This window comes from Exiguobacterium sp. KKBO11 (assembly GCF_001644945.1).
GTDB lineage: Bacteria > Bacillota > Bacilli > Exiguobacteriales > Exiguobacteriaceae > Exiguobacterium_A > Exiguobacterium_A abrahamii.
Map to the genome: position 1 here is coordinate 853597 of NZ_LUCU01000011.1, position 26848 is coordinate 880444.

24 protein-coding genes are annotated in these 26848 nt (G+C 49.8%); 21 read left to right on the forward strand and 3 right to left on the reverse strand.

What is annotated here, in order from left to right; translation table 11 throughout:
- Positions 1-81: 81 nt before the first annotated feature.
- The 9 genes from AYO36_RS04445 (at position 82) to AYO36_RS04485 (ending at position 10407) form a co-directional block, all read left to right on the forward strand.
- Positions 82-1017: an aspartate carbamoyltransferase catalytic subunit gene (locus AYO36_RS04445; protein ID WP_064299619.1), complete on the forward strand. Its 936-nt coding sequence runs from the start codon at positions 82-84 to the stop codon at positions 1015-1017.
- Positions 1001-2272 (forward strand): dihydroorotase, encoded by a 1272-nt coding sequence (locus AYO36_RS04450; protein WP_064299620.1) that lies wholly within the window; start codon positions 1001-1003, stop codon positions 2270-2272. Before AYO36_RS04445 ends, AYO36_RS04450 begins: the two co-directional genes overlap by 17 nt.
- Positions 2265-3353, forward strand: a complete 1089-nt coding sequence (locus AYO36_RS04455; protein WP_064299621.1) for a carbamoyl phosphate synthase small subunit — start codon at positions 2265-2267, stop codon at positions 3351-3353. The genes AYO36_RS04450 and AYO36_RS04455 overlap by 8 nt, the downstream gene beginning before the upstream one ends.
- Positions 3346-6555 carry a carbamoyl-phosphate synthase large subunit gene (carB, locus tag AYO36_RS04460; RefSeq protein WP_064299622.1) on the forward strand — a complete coding sequence of 1070 codons (3210 nt, stop codon included), beginning with the start codon at positions 3346-3348 and terminating at the stop codon, positions 6553-6555. Before AYO36_RS04455 ends, carB begins: the two co-directional genes overlap by 8 nt.
- Positions 6552-7283 carry an iron-sulfur cluster-binding protein gene (locus AYO36_RS04465; protein ID WP_064299623.1) on the forward strand — a complete coding sequence of 244 codons (732 nt, stop codon included), beginning with the start codon at positions 6552-6554 and terminating at the stop codon, positions 7281-7283. Before carB ends, AYO36_RS04465 begins: the two co-directional genes overlap by 4 nt.
- Positions 7280-8212 (forward strand): dihydroorotate dehydrogenase, encoded by a 933-nt coding sequence (locus AYO36_RS04470; RefSeq protein ID WP_064299624.1) that lies wholly within the window; start codon positions 7280-7282, stop codon positions 8210-8212. Before AYO36_RS04465 ends, AYO36_RS04470 begins: the two co-directional genes overlap by 4 nt.
- A complete protein-coding gene (gene pyrF, locus AYO36_RS04475) occupies positions 8187-8888 on the forward strand; it encodes an orotidine-5'-phosphate decarboxylase (protein ID WP_064299625.1) in 702 nt (233 codons plus the stop codon). Before AYO36_RS04470 ends, pyrF begins: the two co-directional genes overlap by 26 nt.
- Positions 8882-9517, forward strand: a complete 636-nt coding sequence (pyrE, locus tag AYO36_RS04480; RefSeq protein ID WP_064299626.1) for an orotate phosphoribosyltransferase — start codon at positions 8882-8884, stop codon at positions 9515-9517. The genes pyrF and pyrE overlap by 7 nt, the downstream gene beginning before the upstream one ends.
- 80 nt (positions 9518-9597) lie before the next feature.
- Positions 9598-10407: a GNAT family N-acetyltransferase gene (locus AYO36_RS04485; RefSeq protein WP_064299627.1), complete on the forward strand. Its 810-nt coding sequence runs from the start codon at positions 9598-9600 to the stop codon at positions 10405-10407.
- A 103-nt stretch (positions 10408-10510) separates the two neighbouring features.
- Here AYO36_RS04485 and AYO36_RS04490 read toward each other — a convergent pair whose 3' ends face one another.
- Both AYO36_RS04490 and AYO36_RS04495 read right to left on the reverse strand, forming a co-directional pair.
- Complete coding sequence (locus AYO36_RS04490) at positions 10511-11482, reverse strand: zinc-binding dehydrogenase (RefSeq protein ID WP_064299628.1); 972 nt, start codon at positions 11480-11482, stop codon at positions 10511-10513.
- Positions 11483-11484: 2 nt separating this feature from the next.
- On the reverse strand, positions 11485-11976 hold the full coding sequence (locus tag AYO36_RS04495) for a lactoylglutathione lyase family protein (protein WP_023468778.1): 492 nt from the start codon (positions 11974-11976) through the stop codon (positions 11485-11487).
- Positions 11977-12080: 104 nt separating this feature from the next.
- Here AYO36_RS04495 and AYO36_RS04500 point away from each other — a divergent pair, with 104 nt between their 5' ends.
- The 4 genes from AYO36_RS04500 (at position 12081) to AYO36_RS04515 (ending at position 15120) form a co-directional block, all read left to right on the forward strand.
- Positions 12081-12395 carry a winged helix-turn-helix transcriptional regulator gene (locus AYO36_RS04500; protein WP_023468777.1) on the forward strand — a complete coding sequence of 105 codons (315 nt, stop codon included), beginning with the start codon at positions 12081-12083 and terminating at the stop codon, positions 12393-12395.
- A gap of 19 nt (positions 12396-12414) precedes the next feature.
- Positions 12415-13104: a metal-dependent hydrolase gene (locus AYO36_RS04505; protein WP_023468776.1), complete on the forward strand. Its 690-nt coding sequence runs from the start codon at positions 12415-12417 to the stop codon at positions 13102-13104.
- Between the two features lie 205 nt (positions 13105-13309).
- Complete coding sequence (locus tag AYO36_RS04510) at positions 13310-14212, forward strand: DUF4097 family beta strand repeat-containing protein (protein ID WP_064299629.1); 903 nt, start codon at positions 13310-13312, stop codon at positions 14210-14212.
- Entirely contained in the window at positions 14209-15120 is a 912-nt protein-coding gene (locus AYO36_RS04515) for an FUSC family protein (RefSeq protein ID WP_058704466.1), read from the forward strand. Before AYO36_RS04510 ends, AYO36_RS04515 begins: the two co-directional genes overlap by 4 nt.
- A 63-nt stretch (positions 15121-15183) precedes the next feature.
- Here the strand turns inward: AYO36_RS04515 and AYO36_RS04520 are convergent, their stop codons facing one another.
- Complete coding sequence (locus AYO36_RS04520; RefSeq protein ID WP_064299630.1) at positions 15184-16875, reverse strand: Rqc2 family fibronectin-binding protein; 1692 nt, start codon at positions 16873-16875, stop codon at positions 15184-15186.
- Positions 16876-17043: 168 nt separating this feature from the next.
- On the opposite strand from AYO36_RS04520, the gene gmk reads away from it, so the two are divergent.
- Genes gmk through pknB form a run of 8 tightly spaced genes read left to right on the forward strand, consistent with a single transcriptional unit; the run spans position 17044 to position 26844 of the window.
- Positions 17044-17661 carry a guanylate kinase gene (gene gmk / locus AYO36_RS04525; RefSeq protein WP_197484513.1) on the forward strand — a complete coding sequence of 206 codons (618 nt, stop codon included), beginning with the start codon at positions 17044-17046 and terminating at the stop codon, positions 17659-17661.
- Between the two features lies 1 nt (position 17662).
- Positions 17663-17866 (forward strand): DNA-directed RNA polymerase subunit omega, encoded by a 204-nt coding sequence (rpoZ, locus tag AYO36_RS04530; RefSeq protein ID WP_023468770.1) that lies wholly within the window; start codon positions 17663-17665, stop codon positions 17864-17866.
- Positions 17867-17922: 56 nt separating this feature from the next.
- Complete coding sequence (gene coaBC, locus AYO36_RS04535) at positions 17923-19113, forward strand: bifunctional phosphopantothenoylcysteine decarboxylase/phosphopantothenate--cysteine ligase CoaBC (RefSeq protein WP_064299631.1); 1191 nt, start codon at positions 17923-17925, stop codon at positions 19111-19113.
- The gene (gene priA / locus AYO36_RS04540) at positions 19110-21434 is read left to right on the forward strand and encodes a primosomal protein N' (protein ID WP_064299632.1); all 2325 of its coding nucleotides are present in this window, start codon (positions 19110-19112) and stop codon (positions 21432-21434) included. Before coaBC ends, priA begins: the two co-directional genes overlap by 4 nt.
- Before the next feature lie 9 nt (positions 21435-21443).
- Positions 21444-22826, forward strand: coding sequence for a methionyl-tRNA formyltransferase (gene fmt, locus AYO36_RS04545; RefSeq protein WP_064299633.1), 1383 nt, complete (start codon positions 21444-21446; stop codon positions 22824-22826).
- A complete protein-coding gene (gene rsmB / locus AYO36_RS04550; protein WP_064299634.1) occupies positions 22823-24154 on the forward strand; it encodes a 16S rRNA (cytosine(967)-C(5))-methyltransferase RsmB in 1332 nt (443 codons plus the stop codon). Before fmt ends, rsmB begins: the two co-directional genes overlap by 4 nt.
- An 18-nt stretch (positions 24155-24172) precedes the next feature.
- On the forward strand, positions 24173-24907 hold the full coding sequence (locus AYO36_RS04555; RefSeq protein WP_023468765.1) for a Stp1/IreP family PP2C-type Ser/Thr phosphatase: 735 nt from the start codon (positions 24173-24175) through the stop codon (positions 24905-24907).
- A 2-nt stretch (positions 24908-24909) separates the two neighbouring features.
- Complete coding sequence (gene pknB / locus AYO36_RS04560) at positions 24910-26844, forward strand: Stk1 family PASTA domain-containing Ser/Thr kinase (RefSeq protein ID WP_064299635.1); 1935 nt, start codon at positions 24910-24912, stop codon at positions 26842-26844.
- Positions 26845-26848: the final 4 nt, after the last annotated feature.

Here is a 26848-nt window from a genome sequence, read left to right on the forward strand (position 1 = left end):
CAGGGAATCACTCTGCCTTCTTTCGGCGCACCTTCACTTAGAAGGTGCGCCTTTTTCATGACCTGAAGAGGAGTGAATGATATGAAGACGATCCTAAAAACCCGGCATTTCGTCAACCTAGAAAGTTTATCCACGACAGAAATTAATTCTTTGATTGAACGCAGTCTCGCTTTTAAACGAGGCGAGCCAGCGCCAGATTATTCCGATAAGACACTTGTCAATCTGTTCTTTGAAAACTCGACTCGGACACGCTCTTCCTTTGAGATGGCAGAGCATCGTCTGAACATGCATCTACTGCCGTTCGAAACGGCGACTTCCTCCGTGCAAAAAGGAGAAACGTTACGCGATACATGCAAGACACTCGAAGCAATCGGCGCAGATGCTTTGGTCATTCGCCACGGAGCAACCGGATATTACGAAGAACTGATGCAGACACTCGATATTCCGATCATCAATGCGGGAGACGGGAGCGGTCAACATCCGTCCCAGTCCTTACTCGATTTGATGACGATCGTCGAAACGTACCGAACGGTCGAAGGAAAAATCGTCGTCATCTGTGGAGACTTACAACATAGTCGCGTCGCCCGGTCGAACGCGGACATCTTAAAGCGACTCGGTGCCATCGTTTATGGATCAGGACCTATTGAGTGGTACGACCCTGCGATGGGCATACCGTATCTTCCGATGGATGAAGCCGTCGAGCAGTGCGACATCTTGATGTTACTGCGTGTCCAGCACGAACGACATGACGGGACGACGCGATTTGATCCAGCAGTTTACCACACAACGCACGGATTGACACATGAGCGGATGAACCGCCTGAAGCATTCCGCGATCGTGCTTCATCCGGCACCGGTCAATCGGGGAGTCGAGATTGCTGACGAACTGGTCGAACATCCGCGATCGCGGATTTTTGAACAGATGAAAAACGGTGTCTTTGCACGGATGGCAATTCTGGAATGGTGCTTTTCAACGAAATCAATCAAAGGAGACGATGCAGATGACAACACGAATTGAGAATGCGAGATGGTACGAGGCGGGACAAGTCCGAACTGGAGATATTCGGATTGAAGCCGGGAAAATCACGGATTTAGCAGCAACACCGCAAGCGAATGAAACAGTCATTGATGCGTCCGGCTTATTCGTTGCACCAGGATTCGTCGACATCCATGTCCACCTGCGGGAACCGGGTGGCGAACATAAGGAAACGATTGCGACCGGCACGGCAGCGGCGGCAGCGGGTGGATTCACGACGATTTGTCCGATGCCAAACACGCGCCCCGTACCAGACGATCGTCAAACACTTGATGCGTTGTTCCAAAAGATTGAAGAGACAGCGTCCGTTCGGGTTTTGCCTTACGCGGCGATTTCAAAAAATCAACTCGGACAAGAACTCGTCGCGTTCGACCAATTAACAGATGCTGTCGCCTTTACGGATGACGGTGTCGGCGTCCAGACGGCAGCAGTCATGCGGACAGCGATGCAACAAGCGGCACGCCTCGGGAAAACGATCGTTGCCCACTGTGAAGATGATTCGCTAAAAGCAGGATGTGTGCACGAGGGGAACTACAGTCGACGAGAAGGACTACAAGGTATTCCGTCGCTTGCTGAGAGTATCCACATCGCACGTGATGTTCTGATCGCAGAAGAAACCGGCTGTCATTATCACGTCTGTCATGTCTCGACGAAAGAATCGGTCCGTGTCATCCGTGACGCGAAACGAGCAGGAATCCGGGTGACGGCAGAAGTCACACCGCACCATCTGGTGTTGATCGATGAAGACATACCGAATCAGGATCCGAACTTTAAAATGAATCCTCCCTTACGAAGTGAAGCAGATCGCCAAGCATTGCTCGAGGGGTTAGCGGACGGAACGATTGATTGCATCGCGACCGATCACGCTCCGCATGCGGCAGAAGAGAAGGCGCTCGGTATCGAACGCGCTCCGTTCGGCATCACAGGGTTCGAGACGGCCTTTCCACTCCTCTATACGAAGCTTGTTTCTAAAGGAGATATGACACTGGATACCTTGATCCGGAATTTAACGGATAAGGCAGCAGCCATCTTTGAACTTCCTTACGGGAAACTCGAAGTGGGGGCGGAAGCAGATCTGGTTTTGCTTGATTTAGAAAAGGAGCGTACCGTATCACCGGAACGATTCCGCTCAAAAGGCAAGAACACACCGTTTGCAGGAGAACGGTTAAAAGGATTCCCGGTCATGACGCTTGTCAAGGGAGAAATCGTATTCAAGGAGGACACAGCACATGCGTAAACGGACACTGATACTAGAAGATGGGATGACGTTTGAAGGAACAGCATTTGGCTCAGATACGACAACAACAGGAGAAGTCGTCTTCCAGACCGGAATGACAGGGTATCAAGAAATGTTATCGGATCCATCTTACTGCGATCAGATGATCGTGTTGACGAACCCGTTGATCGGAAACTACGGGATTAACCGAGAAGATTATGAGACGACGCGTCCGCTCGCTAAAGCACTGATCGTACGTGAACATTGTCAGACGCCGTCGAATTTCCGGAGTGAGATGTCGCTCGATGCAGCACTTCAAGATCTTAATATTCCAGGATTAAGTGGAATCGATACGCGCCAATTGACACGGCATATCCGTTCGAAAGGTGTCATGCGTGGACGACTCGTTGACGGTGAGTTCGATTTAGCAGCAGAACTGGTTCATCTTCAAAACGCACCTATCGAGACGGATCAAGTCAAGCGAGCTTCAACGGAACGAGCGTACATCATTCCGGGTGCTGGACCGCGAATCGTTCTCGTCGATTTCGGTGCGAAGCTCGGAATCGTCCGCGAACTCGTCAAACGCGGCTGTGAAGTCGTCGTCGTGCCCTACGACGTCAGTGCAACGGAAGTCTTACGCTATCGTCCGGACGGTGTAATGCTATCGAACGGACCAGGGAATCCAAAGGATGTCCCAACGGCGATTCCGATGATTCAAGAATTGACGGGAAAAGTCGTCATCTTCGGCATCTGTCTCGGTCATCAGTTGATTGCACTAGCGCACGGGGCGGATACGTTCAAGCTCCCATTTGGTCACCGAGGGGCGAATCATCCAGTCCAAGATATCCGGACAGGTCGCGTCGATATCACGTCGCAAAACCACGGGTATGCCGTTGACAAACAGTCCTTACGCGATACCGTGCTTGAAGTGACGCATCTTGCGATCAACGACGGAACGGTCGAAGGAATCCGTCATACAACAGCAGCGGTCTTCTCCGTCCAGTACCATCCGGAAGCATCACCTGGTCCAATGGATGCGAACGGTCTATTCCAACAGTTTTTAGAAGAAATCACGAAACAACAGGAGGTCTCTCATGCCTAAACGTCAAGATATCCAGAAAATTCTCGTTATCGGGTCCGGTCCTATCGTGATCGGACAAGCAGCTGAATTCGACTACGCTGGAACACAAGCGTGTCAAGCCTTGAAGGAAGAAGGATATGAAGTCATCCTCGTCAACTCGAACCCAGCAACGATCATGACGGATCCAACGGTCGCTGATCGTGTCTACATCGAGCCCCTCCAAGCAGAGTTCGTCTCACGGATCATCCGCAAGGAACGTCCGGATGCCTTGCTTGCGACACTCGGAGGTCAAACGGGTCTGAACTTGGCTGTCGAACTGGATCGTCTCGGTGTCCTTGCTGAGTATGGTGTCGAGTTACTCGGTACGAAATTGTCAGCAATCGAAGAGGCAGAAGATCGTGATTTGTTCCGTCAACTGATGTTTAAACGCGGGCATGGTGTGCCGGACAGTGAAATCGTGCATACGCTTGAAGAGGCACAACAATTCCGGCAACAGATCGGTTTACCGATCATCATCCGTCCGGCGTATACGCTTGGAGGAACGGGCGGTGGAATCGCCAACACACCGGAAGAGTTCACGCGAATCGTCGAAGGGGGACTCAAGGCAAGTCCGGCAACACAAGTACTTCTAGAAAAATCAATTGCCGGGATGAAGGAAGTCGAGTTCGAAGTCATGCGCGATGCGACGAATCAGGCGATCATCGTCTGTGCGATGGAAAACTTCGATCCCGTCGGTGTTCATACTGGAGACTCGATCGTCTTCGCACCGACGCAAACGCTATCGGATCGCGATTATCAATTGCTACGAAACGTCTCGCTTGATATCATCCGTGCACTCGGGATCGAAGGTGGATGTAACATCCAGTTCGCACTGGATCCGACGAGCTTCGACTACTATGTCATCGAAGTCAATCCACGTGTCTCACGCTCGTCTGCACTCGCGTCAAAAGCAACTGGTTACCCAATCGCAAAACTGGCTGCGAAGATTGCCGTCGGGTATGCCTTATCCGAATTAAAGAACCCGATCACCGAGACAAGTTTTGCTTCCTTCGAACCGGCACTCGATTATGTCGTCGCCAAGATTCCGCGCTGGCCGTTCGATAAATTCGAAACGGCAGACCGGACACTCGGCACACAGATGAAAGCAACTGGTGAGGTCATGGCAATGGGACGGACGATGGAAGAGGCCTTACTAAAAGCCGTTCGTTCGCTCGAGATCGGTACAGCGGATCTGTATATGCCACGCTTCATCGAAATGGCAGACGATGCCTTACAACAAGCGATTCGCCAAGCGACCGACGATCGACTTTTCGCCTTGTACGCGGGCTTCGTCCGCGGTTACAGCGTCGAACAGATTCATGACTGGACGGCGATTGATCGTCTGTTCCTAGAGAAGTTGCACCATATTTGGCAGCTCGAGCAATCGGTCGCAGCTGGTTTGACACCTGAACTACTCCTGCATGTGAAGCGGTATGGATTCAGTGACCCGATGCTCGCCCGGATCACCGGACAAACGGAAACGGAGATTCGCCGGATTCGTGAAGCACAAGCGATTCACCCGGTCTATAAGATGGTCGATACGTGTGCGGCAGAGTTCGCGTCCGACACGCCGTACTACTACGGGACATACGAACGCGAAAATGAAGCGATCGCGACGAACCGTTCTTCGATTCTCGTCCTAGGATCGGGACCAATCCGGATTGGTCAAGGCGTTGAGTTCGATTATGCGACAGTCCATTCGATTCAGGCGATTCGTCAAGCTGGCTACGAAGCAATCATCGTCAACAACAATCCAGAAACGGTGTCGACCGACTTCTCGATCTCCGATCGTCTTTACTTTGAACCACTGACAACGGAGGATGTACTGGAAGTCATCCGAAATGAACGTCCGCTCGGTGTCATCGTCCAGTTCGGTGGACAGACAGCGATCAACTTAGCCGAGTCATTAGCAGCAGAAGGTGTAAAAATCCTCGGGACATCGCTTGAGGATCTCGACCGGGCTGAGGACCGGAAACAGTTCGAAGCAGCATTGACGGCGCTCGACATTCCACAGCCACCAGGTAAAACGGCCGTGACAGTCGAAGAAGCGGTCACGGCAGCAGCGTCACTCGGTTATCCGGTTCTCGTTCGTCCATCGTACGTCCTCGGCGGTCGGGCAATGGAAATCGTCTATGCTCAAGAAGAACTGGAACATTACATGAAACACGCGGTCATCGCCTCACCGGAACGACCGGTCCTCGTTGACCGCTACCTGACAGGAATCGAACTCGAGGTCGACGCGATCTGCGACGGAACGGATGTCGTCATTCCAGGCATCATGGAGCACATCGAACGTGCCGGTGTTCACTCGGGTGACTCGATTGGTGTCTATCCGCCACAACGTGTCTCCCAAGACATCAAGAACCGGATCGTCGACTACACGACACGGATTGCGAAAGCATTCGGCATCAAAGGCTTACTCAACATCCAGTTCGTCTACGCGGACGGCGCTCTCTATGTCCTTGAAGTCAATCCGCGTGCTAGCCGGACGGTGCCATTCATCTCGAAAGTGACGGGACTTCCGGTCGCGCGTCTCGCAACGGACATCATTCTCGGTGAGACACTTGCTTCATATGGATTAACAAGTGGTGTTCTACCGGAAGAACCACTCGTCTCGGTCAAAGTACCAGTCTTCTCATTTGCGAAGCTTAAAGAAGTTGATCCGACACTCGGACCGGAAATGAAATCAACCGGTGAAGTCATTGGAACGGACCGGACGCTCGAAAAAGCGCTCTATAAAGGGTTGCTCGCATCAGGGATGGCGATTCCAGAGCACGGTCGTGTCCTCTTGACAGTCGCAGATCCAGATAAAGCAGAAATGACGGATCTCGCACGACGCTTTGCCTCACTTGGATTCACGTTACTTGCAACGGAAGGAACGGCAGCCTACTTGACGGAGCAAGGATTACCGGTCCAGACGGTCGGCAAAATCGACTCGTCTTCCGAATCGATGCTCGACGTGATTGAAAAAGGGGAGATTGAATACGTCATCAATACGATGAGTCGGGACTCGCAAGTCACGAAAGATGGCTTCATCATTCGTCGGGCAGCAGCCGAGAATCAAGTCGTCTGTCTGACATCACTCGATACGGCGGAAGCAATTCTTCGTGTCATCGAAAGTCGCTCGTTTGAAGCCAGTGCGATCCAAGCCTTCACACACGAAAAGAAAGTGGTGATCCAATGAAGCAACTCTTGACGGTCGTCTCTCGACGAACGGTAGCTCAAGGTGCGACAGAACTCGTCTGTCGCCTCGAGCAACCTCAGGACATCGCGCCAGGGCGATTCATGCATCTTCGCGTCGGTCCACTCTTACGCCGACCGATCTCGATTGCCCGGGTCGATCATGATCTGATCACGTTTCTCTTTAAAGAAATCGGACAAGGAACAGCAGAACTGGCTTCTTTGCGTCCGGATGATACGATCGATGCCCTCGGACCGCTTGGAAACGGGTTTCCGATTGCCGCTATCCATCCAACTCAACGCGTCGTCCTCGTTGGTGGGGGAATCGGTGTCCCACCGCTGTATGAGACGATGCGCCAACTTGTCGCCCGGGGTGTGACATGTGAAGCGATTCTAGGATTCGATACGGCAACAAGCGTTTTTTACGAAGCGGAATTTCAAGCACTCGGTAAGACGACGGTCACGACCGTCGATGGGACGCATGGTACTGCAGGATTCGTCACGGCAGCCTTACGTCCAGAAAGCTACGACGTCCTACTCGCCTGCGGACCGGAACCGATGTTGCGAACGTTACAGCAACAACCGATCGAACATAAGTATCTGTCGATCGAAAACCGAATGGGGTGCGGTATCGGAGCATGCTTTGCCTGTGTCTGTAAAACACCTACGGGCGGGTACGTTAAGACATGTTCCGATGGTCCAGTCTTTCGGGCAGAGGAGGTCGTATTATGACAGAACGATTGCGTGTCGAGTTGCCGGGACTCTCTTTAAAAAATCCGATCATGCCAGCATCCGGATGTTTTGGATTCGGTGAGGAATATGCGAAGTTATATGATTTATCAGAGCTTGGGGCGATCATGATTAAAGCAGCGACGGGTGAAGAACGCTACGGAAACCCGACGCCACGTGTCGCAGAGAGTGGGATGGGGATGTTGAATGCAATCGGTCTCCAAAATCCGGGTGTCGATGGCATCTTAATGAATAAATTGCCATTCCTCGAGACGTTCGATACGGCGATCATCGCCAATGTCGCAGGTTCGACACCGGAAGAATATGAGCTCGTCGCGGAGAAAATGAGTCAGCATCCAGGCATTCATGCACTGGAATTAAACATTTCCTGTCCGAACGTCAAATCGGGCGGAATCCAGTTCGGAACGGATCCGTTGCTTGCCGCTGAGTTGACCCGACGTGTCAAACGGGTCTCGACTAAACCGGTCTACGTCAAACTATCACCGAACGTCACCTCGATCGTCGAGATGGCGCGTGCCGTCGAAGCAGCTGGTGCAGATGGTCTGACGATGATCAATACACTCGTTGGGATGCGAATCGATGTCCGGACGGGGCAACCAATCCTTGCGAACCGTATTGGTGGATTATCAGGTCCGTCGATCAAACCAGTCGCGATTCGGATGATTCATGATGTCGCGCAAGTCGTTTCGATCCCGATCATCGGTATGGGTGGCGTGATGGAGGTCGATGACGTCCTCGAAATGATTTACGCCGGGGCTTCGGCTGTTGCCGTCGGTACCGCAAACTTCGTAAATCCATACATCTGTCAAGAATTGATTCAGCAGTTACCAGAACGGATGGACGAACTTGGCATCGATCATATTTTAGACATCAGGGGGAAAGCATATGAATCAACTTTACATCGCGCTTGATTTTCCGACCGAAGCAGAAGTCTTTTCGTTTCTCGAACGGTTCGAAGAGACACGACCTGCCGTGAAAATCGGGATGGAATTGTTTTATGCAGCAGGCGGAACTTTCGTCCGAAAACTCGTCGAGCGTGGACACGCGGTATTCCTCGATGTCAAAGTCCACGACATTCCAGAAACGGCACGCCGGACGATGCGCATCATCGGACAATTAGGCGTCGAACTGACGAACGTCCATGTTGCTGGTGGAAAAGAGATGATGATCGCGGCGCGAGAAGGACTGCGTGAGACGAACGCCGAGACACAACTGATTGGCGTGACTCAGTTGACATCGACGGATGAAGCGATGTTACGCGATTTAAAGATTGAAGGAGCGATGCCGGCAGTCGTTCGTGAATATGCGCAACTCGCAGAAGCAGCAGGACTAGATGGTATCGTCTGTTCAGCACTCGATCTTCCGGAACTAGTTTCAGCTTGTCGGACAGATTTTCGGTTCGTCACACCCGGCATTCGTCCGACGAACAGTCAAGCGGATGATCAAAAGCGGGTCGCGACCGTTCTTGACGCTCGTCAAAATGGAGCGACGGATTTAGTGATCGGTCGTCCGATTACGCGTGCAGAACATCCAGAACAGATCTATCTGATGTTACTTGAACAATGGAAGGGGCAATTCTCATGGTAAATCCAATCGCTAGTGCGTTACTCCGTATTGAAGCCGTCACCTTATCGCCAAACGATCCATACACATGGGCAAGTGGACTTCGTTCACCGATTTATTGTGATAATCGTTTGACGCTCTCGTACCCAGAAGTTCGTTCCTTGATTGCAGATGCACTCGCTGAGAAAGTGAAGGGACTTGCAGTCGATGTGATTGCTGGAACTGCGACGGCAGGTATTCCACACGCAGCATTCGTCGCGGAACGACTAGGATTACCGATGGTCTACGTACGTAGTGGGAATAAGAAACACGGTAAAGGAAATCAAATCGAAGGTGTCATTCAACCTGGACAACGTGTCGTCGTCATCGAAGATTTATTATCGACCGGAATGTCTGCGATCGAGGCGGCGGAAGCTCTGCAAGCGAAGGGAGCAAATGTCATTCGCATTCAAGCGATCTTCTCGTACGGGATGGAGCGCTTGTCAAACAATCTCCGCGACGCAAAGATCGAAGCGGATTCATTACTGACGTTCGAAGCGTTACTCGAAACCGCACAACAACAAGGCGATATTACTATAGAAGAGCAAAAACAGTTGGCGGATTGGTCGAAAGATCCAGTCGCTTGGAGCGAACGTTTTACAGCGAACGTCTAAAATCGATAGATTCCGTCGGACGACCTACGATTTCTAGTGAATGTTTTGGTACACTAGAAAAATAAAGGAGGTCGTCGACTATGGTGACGCATTATCGTGATTATGAACAGTTCAAAAAGGTCGTCCTCCCGTTTTTGCTTGAACGTCCGGATACCCATCAGTTGATTCTTGGCATATTAGAACGTGGGGATGAACCGCTTTTGATGGCAACGGCACAAGAAGGCGATCATCGTCTCGTCATATTGCAAACGATACCGGAGCAAGCCATCGTCGCAGGGGATGTGTTCTCGCAAGAAGGAATCCGAAAGCTTGCCAGAATTTTGGATAGTCCAGGATTCGTCGGAGAACAGGCCATCTTAGCGCCGCTGTTACTCCCACATTCCATGTATGAGGTACATATGGAACAGGGGATGTATGCATTGACGAAGGTCGAGATGCCACAGGTTCCGAAAAATGTCGTCTTCCGACCGATTTCGGACGATGAAAGACAACAAGTCTTAGCGTTTGCGTCCGGATTTTTATATGAAGTTGAAACGCGACCTTCTGAGCGACAGCTTACGCAACTCCATCAGTCGATGACGCGACACATCGAACAAGGAAGCTTGTTCGGACTGTTTCGTGGAGATACGCTTGTCGCGATGGCAGCAGCGACGCGTCCGACGCAAACTGGGATTACGATTTCTTACGTCTATACGCCGAAAGAACTGCGTGGAAATGGGTATGCCTCTTATCTTGTCGCCAAACTATCTGAACATCTACTACAGTCTTATCCGGTCGTGACGCTCTACACTGATTGGTCGAATCAAACAGCGAATAAGATCTATCAGCATGTCGGTTTCGAGTTAGTCGGACGATCCTTACATATCAAGAAACAAGACCGCTACCGGTAAGTATCGAGTTTCTTGTTTCGATGTCTAGACATTGATATGCACAACAACAGCCGATCATCCTGTTATCTAAGGACGATCGGCTGTTTCATTTCAAACTGAGAAATCAATTGAATGTAGCGATGATTTTACCACGGACATGGCGTTCAGATAGACGTTGCAATCCTTTGACGATGTCCGCTGCTGGAATCTCTTCTGTGACGAGTGGATCGAGTTCTTTTGCTGCGACGAGTTTTAATAACTCGCTTGCCATATGACCGAGGTTTCGGATGGCACGGTCATCTTCGCTGGCATAAGCAGCCGCGAGTGCCACTTCATGGATCGAAGGGGAGAGCGTGAACGGCTTGACGACCGACTGATCGGGACCACCGGCGATGAAGGCGAGTTGCCCCGAGAAGGCAAGACGTCCGAGATCCGCTGTTGCTTCATCTCGACCGACCGTATTGAAAATCAAGTCAGCACCGCGACCGTTCGTCCAATCGCGAATGACATCCGTGACATTTTCTTTTTTGTAGTCGATGGCAAGATCGGCACCGAGTCGCTTGACCCACTCATGGTTTTCTGTCGAAGCAGTCGTCGCGACCTTAAGACCAAGGCGTTTTGCGAGTTGAATGCCGATGCCACCGACACCACCTGCACCAGCATGGATAAGGATCGTTTCTTTCCCTGTCGTGTTCATCTTCTGAACGATGGCTTCATAGGCAGTCATTCCTGCGCAAAGAATCGCAGCGGCTTCAGCGAATGAGACGTCTTCCGGAATCAGGGCGAGGGCACGTGTATCGACGAGTGCATATTCAGCAAAAGCACCATCGCGTTGCAGGTTCGTATGAATCGCTACACGATCGCCGATTTTCACTTCTGCGCCGGGACCGATTTGTTCGACGACACCAGCTAGATCGACGCCTGGAATATGCGGAAACGTCCAAGCTGGATTGTTGGTCGCCTTATAGTCGACGGGATTCAGCGCGACGGTCTTGACGCGAATCAAGGCTTGACCTTCTCCTGGCGTCGGCGTCTCGACCTCTTCGAATGTCCATTGATCAATGGCTTTACCTGAGTGATTTAACCATGCTTTCATGTTTAATACGCTCCTTCCGAATAGGTGAGTTCATACGAGTGAGAGTAGATTTCAACGAGGTTACCGAATGGATCCTCACAGTAGACCATTCGATACGGCTTGTCTCCCGGATAGTATTCGCGGATTGGCATCCGTTGTTTGCCACCATGGGCAACGATTTTTTCGACGAGTCCTTCGACGTCTGGATCTTGAATCGCATAATGGAAGATGCCCGTTTTCCAGAATTCGAAGTTGTTTTCGGGTTGTTCATTGTTCGGGAACTCGAACAACTCGATTCCGATGCGGTCACCTGTCGCCATGTGAGCAATCCGGAACTTGTTCCACCCTGCACCAAAGACATCCGTACACATGACACCGATGGCAGAATCATCTTCGAGGACATCAGATGGTTCCATGATGATATACCAGCCCATCACCTCTTGATAAAAACGGACGGCTTCGTCGAGATTCGGCACGGAAAGACCGATGTGTGAAAAATTACGTGGATACGTCATGCTTAACACTCCTTTTGCAAAATGATTTACGCATACTCTAACTTACGCTACACTCGATTGCATAGTACGCACTTTGAAGTAACTACTCTGGAGGAGAGAACAACATGTCGACAGAACAATTTCCGGTCAATCGGGCGCTCGCTATCATCGGCGGAAAATGGCGTCCACAATTATATTGCACGTTAGAGAACGGTCCGAAACGTTTTTTAGAGTTACAACGTGCCATTCCCGGGATTTCTCGGAAAGTCTTGACCGATCAGTTAAAAGAACTTGAACGACTCGGAATGATCGAGCGGATTGAGTATGATGAAGCCGTCTTACACGTCGAATACAAATTGACAGAGGCGGCATTTACACTGCAACCGGCCATGAAAGGTTTATGCGCGTGGGGGGAAGGGAATCAATTATCCGAATCCTAAACGAGAGGCAGTGACACTCATGAAATTGACTTATCACGGACAATCGACAGTAACAATCGAGACGAACGGGCATCATCTCGTCATCGATCCATTCTTTAGCGGTAACGAAAAAGCGACGACGAATCCAGATGACGTCAAGGCAGATTTTATTTTGTTAACCCATGCCCATGCCGATCATATGCTTGATGCGGAACGTATCGCAAAAGCCACGGGGGCGACAATCATTGCTACTCATGAACTGGCGACGTATCTGAGTTTCAAAGGGCTCAACGTTCATCCGATGAATCTCGGCGGACAGTTTGAATTCCCGTTTGGTAAAGTGAAGATGACACAGGCATTCCACTCGTCGAGCATCATCGATGAGGAAAAACAGACGATTACGTATATGGGGATGCCGGCTGGATTCCTGCTGACGATCGAAGGCAAAGAAATCTATCATGCAGGTGATACGGCACTGTTCGGGGATTTGGCCCTTTATGGCGCCCATCACGAAATCGATTTAGCCTTCTTACCGATTGGTGATAACTTCACGATGGGTCCGGATGATGCGTTGATCGCTGCAGATATGTTGCAAGCGAAAGCCGTCGTACCAATCCACTACGATACATTTGATTTAATCAAACAAGATGCGAACGCATTCTGTGAAAAGATTGAAGCGCAAGGTCAAACTGGTCATCCACTCGCGATCGGCGAGTCACTCGAATTATAATCCGTTCTTAAGCAAAGGAGAGGAAACGTCAATGTTCCTCTCCTTTTTGTCGATTATTCTTCTGGAATGTCAGTGGTTCATCCGATGACGCTTCCTTCTTCCGCCCGATGGCGAAACGGTGAACTTCTTCTATGATAAGAAGGGGGCTGTTGACAGCCGATTCAGATATTCGGAATAATGGTAGACATGAGATGGAGGGGCTGACATGGAAGAGCATAACAGTAGGAGTGTGCGGAAACGAAAACAATCGTCGTTCACACGCTTAAAAAATAAACAAAAACAAAAGATGGATGCACGATTGAACCGGATTGGAGAAAAAGGACCAGTGAAGCGACCGCTTTATTTATACGGTGGTGTCATTCTCGGACTTGTCGTCATCTATTCGATCACATTGCTCGTCTCAACGGAATTGTTATCACGAGGCGAAACATTCAAAACGACGAATCGCTATAAATCTCTCGCCATCGAGGCGCCGCACGCAACGGTACAATTCGTTCGAAGCACAGATGGAAACGTCCAAATCAAGCTCGTCGATAGTGCGTCGAGTGGCAAACGACTGAAAATCAGTACATCGACGAATACGGTGACGGTGACAGGACGAGATGGTTGGCTGTCACGACTTGGCAATCGTCCGAGCGAAAAAACAGCAGACTATACGATTCAAGTGGGACTACCAAGTTATATGAACCGTGTCGATGTCGATGCCGGTACACTGAAAGGAATGGGCATCTACGCAAAAACGATCGAGATGGACGGAGAAGCGATGAGTCTCGATAAAGTAAAAGGTGATGAGATTACACTGAATGCAACACGTGCGATTTCCGTCAAGGAAATGGACGCCGTCCATGCGCAGGTGACAGGCGAGAGTGTCTCGTTGGCAGACTATATGGCGAAATTGAGTCTTGATGTCACGACGATTGACGGCGCGACGAAGCTAAAACCAGATAAATCAGCCGGTACGATTACGATCGACACGGGAGGCGATATTAAAGCCTCTGACCGATATACGAAACAAAAGAATAAGGATGAGACGATTTATGAACTGTCGAAACAAGAAAAACCGGAAGTGACAGTCAATAGTGAAGTCGGGCAGGTGACGCTCGAGTGAAATTAAAGTTTCGGATTGGACTTCGAACGATCAAGACCGGTATCGCGGTAGCTCTTGCACTCAGCATCTCTTGGTATGTATTCGGTATTTATTCAGGAATGGGGGCTGTCGCAGCCATCGTTGCGATGCAACCGACGATTCATCGCTCATTTAAAATCGTCTTCAATCGGATTTTCGGAACGGTACTCGGACTGATGTGTGGACTCGCGATCGTTGCGACGCTTGGCGCCAATCCACTGACGATCGGACTCGCCGTCGTCGTCTCGCTCGTTCTCAATTCGATGATTGGACGAACGGATATGTCGACGTTTGCTGCCTTTGCAATCGTCTTGATGTTCGAGAGCCCGACCGCTGACTACGTCCACTATGCCTTATCACGGTCGTTGTTGACCGTCGTCGGTGTGTTATCTGCCGTCCTCGTCAATTACATCGTCTTCCCGCCACACTATGAGGATCGTTTACTCTTGCTCGTCAAAAAAACGACGCAACAGTTGATGGAAGATTGGCGAAGTCTTGTGCAAGATGATGGACGCTTGCTTGCCGTCCGTAAACAAATCCTCAAACATGAGGAAATGATGTTGATGCTTCAAGAGGATCAAAAATATCCACTAGTGGCGAGCGGTCAAAGTGAAGCGTTCATTCGACTGAAAGAGCTTGTCGATCTTGAAGACAAGTTGCTCGTCTTGCTTGAAAGCATTGCCAGTCATCGGGATATCCCGATGACAGAAGAACAGGAAAAGACGCTCGGTCAGGAAATTGATTTCTTACTCAGCCATCATTACGATGTCATCTTCTCCCACGAACGAAAACAGGCGATGTTCTCATTCGATCAAGAATTAAGCGAGGCGAAGGATATCATTCATGGGCATTTGCTCGATTACCGGGAACAGTTAGAAAAAATGAAGTGAAGATGAAAAAGCGCTGTTTCTCCTAAGTAACATTTAGGAAAAACAGCGCTTTTTTGTGTAGCGTCATTGACGCAAGGATTGGACGACATCTGGATCAGGTGTGACGTAAAGAGTCGTTTGATCCGTGTAGATGACGAATCCGGGCTTTGCACCACTCGGTTTTTTGACATAACGTAGTTCCGTGAAGTCGACCGGGACTTGGCTCGACTCACGTGCTTTCGAGAAATAAGCCGCGACGATCGCTGCTTCCTTCAACGTCGTCTCGTCCGGTGCATCACTTTGAATGATGACGTGTGATCCCGGGATATCCTTCGTGTGTAACCACGTATCGGACCTGCGTCCGAACTTGAACGTCGCGTAATCATTTTGTTTATTGTTCTTTCCGACGAAGAATGGAAGACCAGTCGAAGAACGGTATGCTTCGAGTTGTGGGAGCTGCGGTTTCTTTTTCTTCTTTTGTCGTTCGCGCAGATAACCTTCTTCGACGAGTTCCTCGCGCATTTCCCGGATGTCTTCCGGGGATGCGACATCGAGTTGCGCAAGTAAGCCTTCGAAGTACGCAATCTCAGCTTGGTTCTTCTCGAGCTGACGCGCGACTTCGACTTTGGCGGTTTTTAATTTGTTATACCGTTTGTAATAACGTTGCGCGTTCTCATTCGGCGAGAAACGAGGATCAAGCGTGATCGTGATTTCAGCACCATCTGGATCATAGTAATCGACGACGGTCGCTTCCTTCATCCCGCGTTCGAGCTGATAAAGATAGGTCGTCAGCAGTTCCCCTTTATGTTTCCACTCATCCATCCGTAACGTCGCTTCTAAATCTTTTTCGAGTTTTGAGCGCTTTAAGATATTCTTATCGTACTCGCTCTTGATGAACCGTTCGAGATCGGCTGCTTGTTGTTTAACGCGATCGCGGTTTGCTTTTTGATGGAAGAAGGCGTCGAGGACTTGACCACTCGTCTCGAACGTCTTCTCGTCGATGATGGATCCTTCCGTTAGCCGGACCGGCGCGAAGCGTTCCTTACCACCTTCCATCCGTTGTAAGACATAAGGACCATCGAGTTCCTTCAAGACATCTTGAAAGGCAGATGCAAGATTCGTCCGGTTGGCAAGACCTGCCCGTGTGACGACTTCCTTTGCAATTTGCGGAGATAGACCACTGAAGAGACCAAGTAACTGTCGATCAATTTTCCCAGCGTTCCAGTCGATTCGGTGAAGGGTCTTTTCGATATCTCCCGTAAGCGGATCAACTTTATCCTGTGCCGGTGGAAGCTGGTATGTCATCCCTGGCATGATCGTCCGAAATGTATTTTGACTGAGTGGCAAGTGTTTGATCGCATCGAGGATCTTATCTTGTCCATCGGTCAAAATAATGTTCGAGTGACGTCCCATCAACTCGACATAGATTTTTTTTGCTTCTTCATCACCGAGTTCGTTCCGGGAGCGGACGCGCAAGACGATGATTCGGTCACGTTCGAGTTGTTCGATTGATTCAATGAAACCGCCTTCGACATGTTTACGGAGCATCATACAGAAGAGTGGGGGTTCACTCGGGTTGCTGACCGCTTCCGACGTAATGTGCATCCGTGCATACATGGCATTCGCGGAGGCGAGCAACAATACGTTTTTTCGCTCGGCCCGGACCTGGAATACTAAATCCAATGTGTAAGGTTGGTACACCTTATTGATCCGTCCTCCGACGAGCGGTTGGAGTTCTTCGACGACGCGTGTCGTCATCAATCCGTCAAAAGCCATACGATTACCTTCTTTCTTGATTTCGTTCTCACTTTCTAAAGGTAACAGAAATGGCATCGTTATGGTATGATAAAGCAGTCGAGCTAAAAAAGATGACTTGCGAACTTCCCGTCTCTACTGCTAATATGAAACAATGTGAAGTTTGTGAGATGGAGGGGTTTTGAAGTGATTTTCAAAGAGCGTGGCTTATTACTCGTATTATCTGGTCCAAGTGGTGTCGGAAAGGGAACGGTCTGTCGTGCTTTGCGCGAAGATCAGGATAATGATCTGCATTACTCGGTATCCTGTACGACGCGCCAACCGCGCGAAGGAGAAATAGATGGTGTTCACTATTTCTTTAAATCGCGTGAAGAATTCGAAGAGATGATTGCGAACAATCAACTCTTGGAATATGCTGAATTCGTAGGGAATTATTATGGAACACCTGTCGAATGGGTGAACCAGATCCTAGATGAAGGAAAAGACGTCATTCTCGAAATCGAAGTTCAAGGGGCCATGCAGGTCAAAGAACATTTTCCAGAAGCTGTCTTCTTATTCCTTGCACCTCCAAGCCTCCAAGAATTACGGAACCGCCTCGTAGGGCGTGGAACGGAATCAGAGGAAGTCATCAAGCAACGTCTTCTCGTCGCTAAAGAAGAGATTGAGATGATGGATGCGTATGACTATGTCGTGACGAACGACGAAATTCATAAAGCCTGTGATCGAATTCAAGCAATCGTCACAGCGGAACATTGCAGTCGGGAACGTGTCGCGTCCCTATATAAAAAAGCCATGGAGGTTAAGTGATATGTTATATCCATCAGTTGATAAGCTTCAAAAGAAAGTGCCATCGAAATATACGATCGTTACAGTTGCCGCTAAGCGTGCGCGTCAAATCCAAGACGGGAAACGCGTGAGAGTCACGAACCCAAAATCGCATAAACCGGTCGGGAAAGCTTTAGAAGAGCTTTATTTCGAAGAAGTATCCGTCACGAACCAACCGCAAGACTAATTTTGAAGCAGCCACTTGTCATCGTGGCTGTTTTTTTCAATAAGGAGGACACCTACATGTTAACCAACCGAAACATTCTACTGTGTGTCGGCGGTGGAATCGCTTCCTATAAATCAGCAGCACTCGCTTCCAAACTCGTTCAAGCAGGCGCACACGTTCAAGTCGCGATGACGCGTAATGCGCAACAATTCGTCGGTAAGACGACGTTTGAAGCACTGACGCGAAAAGCGGTCTATGACAATGTCTTCATCGAGCATGATCCGTCAAAAATCGCCCATATCGATTTAGCGGACGAAGCGGACTTAATCGTCGTCGCACCAGCGACCGCGAACTTGATTGCAAAACTCGCGCACGGGATCGCAGATGACTTCATTACGACGACGATCCTTGCAGCAACGTGTCCCGTCATCGTCGCACCGGCGATGAATGTCAACATGCTCGAACATCCGGCGACAGTTCGCAATATCGAACAACTCAAGCAGGACGGTGTCCAGGTGATTGCACCGGGAGTCGGAAATCTCGCATGTGGTTGGGTCGGGAAAGGTCGTTTACCCGAACCGGAAGACTTAGTCGCAACACTCTCAACCTTCTTTGAAGATAAGTATCTAGCCGGGCGAAAAGTCTTGATCAGTGCAGGTCCGACCGTTGAACGGATTGATCCGGTCCGTTACTTGACGAATGACTCTTCAGGAAAGACAGGCATTGCACTTGCGGAAGCAGCAAGAGACGCAGGAGCAGATGTCACGCTCGTACACGGGCCCCTTCGGATCGGACTACCGGCTGGCATCGAAACGATTGCCGTCGAGTCGGGAGAAGAGATGCTCGAAGCCATGTTACGTGACTATGAGACGCAAGACATCGTCATCATGTCCGCTGCCGTAGCTGACTATCGACCGTCTGTCCAGTACGATCAGAAGCAGAAGAAAATTCACGGACCATTGCGGATTGAACTCGAGGAGACGACGGATATTCTGAAGACGCTCGGTGAGCAGAAAGAACATCAGGTATTAGTTGGATTTGCAGCGGAGACGACGGACGTCGAGACGTTCGCGAAACAGAAACTCGTCCGAAAGAAAGCGGATTTCATTGTCGCGAATGATGTCTCTCGTTCTGACATCGGATTTGTCAGCGACGAAAATGAGGTCGTCGTTTTTGGGAAGAATGATTCCGTCACGCGATACGATCAACAATTGAAATCGACGCTCGCTAAATTGCTCATGCGCCAATTTGCGGAGGCATTGGCATGATAGCTGAAGTCATCGTCGATGTCGCAGCGGCCACCGTCGATCGTCCGTTTGATTATGCCGTGCCGGAACTCTGGCAGGAGCTGATTGTTCCCGGAATGCGCGTAGAGGTTCCGTTCGGTCCACGTGCGTTGCTTGGGATCGTCGTAGGAACGAAAGCAACCTCTGATTTGACGAACGTCAAATCGATTGTTCGTGTCTTAGATGAGACGCCGACCTATACGCAAGAATTACTCGAGCTGTCGGCTTATCTATCAGAAACGACCTTGTGTTTTCAGGCGACGGCGTTGCTTGCGATGCTGCCGGCTGCCTTAAAGGTGAGTTATGATAAACTGGTCATAGTCGAGTCGGGCCCACTTCGGGCATATCATGGTAAGAAAATGAGTCAATTACCAACGGAAGTCCAACAAATCATCTTAACAGCGGCGAAACAAGCTGACGTGACGCTTCAACCGGTCATTCGCGAGAAAAAGACGTCAAAGACGGATAAACGGATTCGTCTCCTAGAGGAACAGGCAACTTTTACGAAACAAGCGAGTCAACAAGCGGCACTGTATGCGTATATCCAAGAATTTCCGAATGCGCTTTGGAGTGAAATCAAGCAGGCGACGGGCGCAACGAGCGCGACGTTGAACGCCCTCGAGAAAAAAAGCATCATTGAAGTCGAGACGATTGATGTACGGCGAAATCCTTACGAACATCTCGTCCAAGACATCTTTGTGCCGTCCTCTTTGACGGAAAAGCAACAGGAAGCTGTCTCGGCGATTACGGCTGAAGCTGAGACCGGAACGTTTTTGTTACATGGCGTAACAGGAAGCGGTAAGACGGAAGTCTATCTTGAATCGATTCATGCACAACTCGAACGCGGTAGACAAGCGATCTTGCTCGTCCCTGAAATCAGTCTGACACCGATGATGGTCAAACGGTTCAAACGTCGTTTCGGAGAACGGGTCGCTGTCCTGCATAGCGGTCTATCGCTCGGAGAAAAGTATGATGAGTGGCGCAAAATCGCTCAAGGCGAGGTCGATGTCGTCGTCGGTGCACGGTCCGCCGTGTTTGCGCCGCTGACGAATATCGGAATCATCATTCTCGATGAAGAACATGAAACAACCTATAAACAAGAAGAGAATCCGCGCTATCATACGCGTGATGTTGCAAAATGGCGAGCGGCCTATCATCGTTGTCCCGTCGTGCTCGGAAGTGCAACGCCATTACTTGAGACGTATGCGCGGGCACAAAAAGGGGTCTATCGTTACTTACCGCTTCGCGAACGATTCGGTGGGGAACTGCCTCCGGTCGACATCGTTGATATGCGTAAAGAACTTGAACGGGGCAATCGGACTCCGTTCAGCCTCGCGCTCGTCGAAGGTATCAAAGAACGAATCGAGCGTGGGGAACAGACAGTATTACTTTTGAACCGTCGTGGGTACACGACATTCGTCTTATGTCGGGATTGCGGGGAGACGCTTCAATGTCCGCATTGTGCCGTCAATTTAACGTATCATCAACATGAAGATCGCTTGAAGTGCCACTATTGTGGATTCGAGGCGGCGATGCCGAAAACTTGTCCGTCCTGTGAATCGACGAAGATTCGTCAGTTCGGAACGGGGACGCAAAAGATCGAGGAAGAGTTGGCGCATTTGATTCCGGAAGCACGGATTATTCGGATGGATCAAGATACGACGTCTCGTAAAGGCGCACACGAGAAGTTACTCGATGCCTTCGAGCGTAAGGAAGGGAACATTCTTCTCGGGACACAGATGATCGCAAAAGGTCTCGACTTTCCAAATGTCACGCTCGTAGGGGTGCTCGCTGCTGATGCGACGCTCGGCATTCCGGATTTTCGGGCAAGTGAGCGAACGTTCCAGTTGATCACGCAAGTGTCGGGTCGTGCCGGGCGGGGGCAACTCGCCGGACAGTCGATCATCCAGACCTATAATCCTGAGCACTACGTCATTCAGACGGCGAAACAGCATGATTACGAAACGTTCTATAAGCGGGAGATGCAGTTGCGCAAACTCGGGGGACACCCTCCATTCTGGTTCCTTGGCTTGATCACGGTCTCGGCGACACATCCACTCGAAGCACAAGCAGAAGCGCAACAGATTGCTTCCGAGCTGCGGGCTTTCGAATCGGAGGACTTAGTCGTCAATGGACCGTTCGATGCGCCACTTGCTCGACTGAAGAATATGTACCGACAACAGGTCTTAATTAAACATAAAGGGCAGGAAGATGTCCGGACACATCTCCGTGATATCTTAGCCCGTCGTCAAAAATCAAAAACACAAGTCGCGATCGACTTGAATCCATTTGTATTCATGTGAGGTGTCTGTATGTATAAAGTAGTAGAAGTACCAAATGATGTATTACGACAGGTATGTGAACCTGTCACGAAGTTCGATAAAAAACTCGGTAAGATGATCGACCGGATGTTCGATACGATGTACGAATATGATGGTGTCGGCTTAGCGGCACCGCAAATCAATCAACCGATCCGTGTAGCTGTCGTCCATACGGATGATGAGACAGGACCGATCGAGCTGATCAATCCGGAAATCATCGAAGCCGATGGTTCACAAATCGATGACGAAGGATGCCTCAGCATGCCAGGCATTTTCGGACCGGTCGAACGGTTCGACCGCATCGTCGTCAAGTCGCAAGATCGTCTCGGGCGGACGGTCAAAATCAAGGCAAACGGCTTTTTTGCACGTGCCATCCAGCACGAGATGGATCATTTAGACGGTGTCCTGTTCACGGATAAACTCGTCGAGCAAGAAAAACCGCGCGTCGTTTTCATGGGGACACCTGAGTTTGCGGCAGGGACACTGCGTGAAGTGATCGATGCTGGGTATGACGTCGTCGGTGTCGTATCGCAACCAGATAAGCCGGTCGGACGAAAACGGGAAGTCAAACCGACACCTGTGAAACTCGTCGCGATGGAACACGATATTCCTGTGTTGCAACCGAAACGGATTCGTGAAGACTATCAGGACGTCCTTGATTTAAAACCAGATCTCATTATCACGGCAGCTTACGGTCAGATTGTACCGACAGCGATTTTAGAAGCACCACGTTTTGGGGCGATCAACGTCCATGCGTCACTCCTACCGAAATATCGTGGCGGTGCACCGATTCATCAAGCAATCATCGATGGAGAAAAAGAGACAGGCGTGACGATCATGTATATGGTCGATCGACTGGATGCCGGTGATATGTTGTCAAAAATCATTGTTCCGATCGAAGAGACCGATACAGTCGGAACGATGTTTGAAAAGTTAGCGGACGCAGGAGCGCGACTATTGCTTGAGACCTTACCGCGTCTGTTCGCAGGTGAATTGACACCGGAAGCGCAAGATGAGGCAGAAGCGACGTTTGCGCCGAACATCTCACGCGAGCGGGAACGACTTGATTTTACGTTACCGGGTGAGACACTCTATGATCAAATCCGAGGAATGAATCCTTTCCCAAGTACGTATACGATGCTTGGTGATGACCGATTGAAAGTCTTTTTCGCGACGAAAGTCAAAGGAACGGGACGACCAGGCGAAATCATCGCTTTAGAAGCGGATGGTCCCGTCATCGCGACAGGTTCGGAGACAGCGTTGAAGCTGATCGACTTACAGCCGTCCGGAAAAAAACGGATGGACGGTGCTACGTTCATGCGCGGGATCGGTCAATCGCTTGAACTCGGACAACAAGTAGGTGAGAATGCATGAATGTACGTGACGCAGCAGTAACGACACTGATGAAAATTGGTCAAGGTGGTGCCTTCTCGACAATCACCGTCCACCAGATGCTTGAAAAGCGTGCTATCTCAGCAACAGATGTCGGCTTGTTCACGGAACTCGTCTACGGGACGCTCAGTCGTGAATTGACACTGGATTATATTTTGGAGCCATATCTAGCGAAACAGAAAAAACTTGATCCGTTCATGCGTCCGTTGTTACGGATGAGTGTGTATCAATTGTTTTATCTTGATCGTGTACCGGATCATGCCGTCATCCATGAAGCTGTCGAGATTGCTAAAAAACGTGGAAAAGTCCACGTCTCGAAAGTCGTCAACGGAGTGCTCCGGAATGTATTACGGGCGGGAATGCCTAATTTCGCTGAGATCGAGCCTGTTGCAAAACGAATCAGCATCGAAACGAGTCACCCGCAGTGGCTCGTCGAACGCTGGATCGAACTGTTTGGTCCAGAAGAAACGCTTCAAATCTGTCAATTGAATAACACACCTGCACCGGTCACGGTTCGCATCAATCGGACGAAGACGACGCGAGAGGAAGCGATCGAGCTTCTACTCGATCAAGGTGTGACGGCAAAACCATCTACGGTCGCGCCAGACGGTCTCGAAATCGAACGAGGAAGCGTTCAAAAAACGGATCTGATTGACCGAGGGTATCTTTCTCTGCAGGATGAGAGCTCAATGCTCGTCGCCCGTGCACTCGGTGCAGAAACATCTGATCATGTACTTGACAGCTGTGCCGCACCTGGTGGGAAAGCGATGCATATTGCTGAAGGTTTGACAACGGGAACACTACAGGCACTTGATCTTCATCCACATAAGATTAAATTAATTGAACAGCAAGCGACACGATTAGGTCTTACGACTGTTCAAGCAGAAGCGTTAGATGCCCGTAAAGCAGGGGAACGCTTCGAAGTAGAATCCTTTGATCGGATTCTTGTCGACGCACCTTGTTCAGGACTCGGTGTCATTCGGAGAAAACCAGATATCAAATGGACGAAACGTCCGGAACAACTCGAGCAACTCCCGAAAATTCAACGAGATATTCTGACATCTGTCTTACCACTCGTTAAAAAGGGTGGAACCTTCGTCTATTCGACTTGTACGATTGATCCGACCGAGAACGAGGAGCAGACAGCGTTCATTCTCGATCAAGGGTTCGATTTTGACACATCCTTCGCGGCACGAATGCCAGAATCCGTGCGACATCTGATCGGGGATCGAGCAGAACTCAAGTTGTTACCGACGACAGTCGGAACGGATGGCTTCTATATTGCCGCGTTTAAAAAACGAGAAGATTGACACGAACGGAGGACTGTCATGGAGCTAGCTCACCTTTCGACTACTGGGAAAGTCAGGACTAAAAATGAGGATACGGTATTACTCGTCGGGAACGCCGAACGTGGTCTTGCCGTCGTTGCGGACGGTATGGGAGGTCATGCTGCTGGCGATATCGCAAGTGCGATCGTTCGCGAGGTATTTGAAGCATCCTTTTCACTCATGCCAAATCGTCCGATGGAATTGTCTGAATGGATAGAACAACGTGTAGCCGAGGCAAATGCCCGGATTCTTCAGTTTTCAAAAGACGAGCAACTTGCAATCGTCGGAACGACCATTGCCTGCGTATGCTGGGTCGAAGATTTGCTCGTCATCGGTCATGTTGGAGATAGTAGGGTCTATGCCCTTGAAGGTACGGCGTTAAAACAATTGACGGATGATCATTCTTACGTCAACATGTTACGACAAATGGGGGAACTTTCGGATGAGGAAGTCGAAAATCATCCACGTAAGAATGTCATCACACGGTCGGTCGGCTCGAACGAAACAGTCGAAGTCGACATTCAAGTCAGAGATGCTCCAGACTATGACCTCGTCCTCGTCTGTAGTGACGGATTGACCGATGAAGTGCCAGATGATGTCATCGAACAGATCATCTTACAGGATGAGCCGCTTGATGAGATCGTTGGACGATTGGTGAAAGAAGCGAATGCTCGAGGAGGCGCGGATAATATTACGATTGCCGCCATCCGGTTCAAAGAAAGAAAGAGGGTCTGAATATGCGATACGGAGATCGATTAAATGACCGCTACCGCATAGAACGGCTAGTTGGAAGTGGCGGGATGGCGAATGTCTATCAAGCCTATGATGAGATTTTAAAGCGTCATGTTGCCATTAAGATTTTACGGACTGAATTTTCGCATGACGAACAGTTCATTCGTCGATTCGAACGTGAAGCGCATGCTGCTACCAGCTTGAATCATCCAAACATCGTTGCCGTCTATGATGTAGGCGAAGAAGATGCCATCTATTACATCGTCATGGAGTATATCGATGGTATGACATTAAAAACATTTTGTGAAAATCAAGCATTACCTGTGCCGCAGGCCGTCGATATCATCGCTCAAATTTGTGATGCGATCGATCACGCCCATGCACACCGGATCATCCATCGCGATATCAAACCGCAAAACATGTTGATTCGAGAAGATGGTACCGTCAAAGTAACGGATTTCGGAATCGCTGTGGCAATGTCGAATGCGACGCTGACGCATACGATGTCAGTCCTTGGATCCGTCCATTACTTTTCACCAGAACAAGCAAAAGGTAAATTTGCGGATGAGAAGTCGGATATCTATTCGCTTGGTGCTGTATTATACGAACTTGTTACAGGACAAGTCCCGTTCGAAGGTGATTCACCGGTTGCGATTGCTTTAAAGCATCTGCAAGATACACCGCGTCGCCCATCCGTCTTGAATCCGAAAGTGCCACAAGCGCTTGAGAACTGTATCATGCAGGCGCTCGCAAAAGCACCGCATGACCGCCAACAGTCCGTCGCAGCCTTTAAGACAGATATGGTGACGGCGTTGTCTGACGAACGAGCAAGTGAAGGCATCCGTGGTGCAGAAGAGGATGAGATGGAAAAGACGATGGTCTTATCGCCTGTACAAGTGCCAGAAGAATCAAAAGCGGAACCAGAATCACCCGCTGTCACGACCGTTCAACCGAAAACACCGGAAAAGAAAAAGAAAAACCGCTGGTGGATCGTCCTCTTATTGCTCATATTGCTAGGTGGTGCAGCTACGACGTTTGCGATGTGGCCAGATCCAACGGTCACCGTACCATCTGTCGTCAAGTCGGATGGAGACGAAGCGGAAACGAAGCTTGAGAAACTTGGATTCGTTGTTGAGACGACAGAACGAAATAGCGATACAGTCGAGGAAGGCGATGTCATCAGTCAGACACCGCGTGAAAACGCACAAGTCAAGAAGGGTTCGACAGTCAACTTGGTCGTCTCTACAGGTAGTGCTCCGGTCGAAGTACCGGATGTGACAGATGACGCTGAAAAAGAGGCGATCGCCACATTAAAAGAGGCTGGATTCGCAAAAGTCGAAGTCGAACGTGAAAAGTCGGATGAAATCGCGCGAGGTAATGTTATCCGACAATCGATCTCTGCTGGAACGGAAGTGATCGCAAAAGAACAGACGATTACGATCACTGTCTCAGAAGGAACTTCGTCCTTTGAATTGAAAGATTTGACGAACTTATCGAGTGATGAAGCAAAAGCGTATCTCGATGAAATGGGTCTCGACGGCACGTTTGAACAAGAATTTTCAAGTGACGTGAAGCTCGATCAAGTCATCCGTCAATTCCCGCAAGCAGGAGCACAAGTCGAACCGAACGACTCCGTGACTGTGTTCATCTCAAAAGGTGAGGAAGAAAAAACGGTGACGGCAACGTTCCCTGAAAAGGTCGTCTATGATGCGGTCAGCGAGAACGAGGACGAGGAACCACCGAAACAAGTCATCCGGATTGAGACGGAAGACGCGAAAGGGAAGCGGACCGTCATCGAGGAATCGATTGATCAAGATGAGACATTCGACGTGCCGGTGACGATTGATCCAGGAGAAGAAGGAAAAATTACGATCTATAAAGACGATACGGTGTATCGTTCAAAAACCATCACGTACAATCAAGCAAAAGACGCACAATGAATGT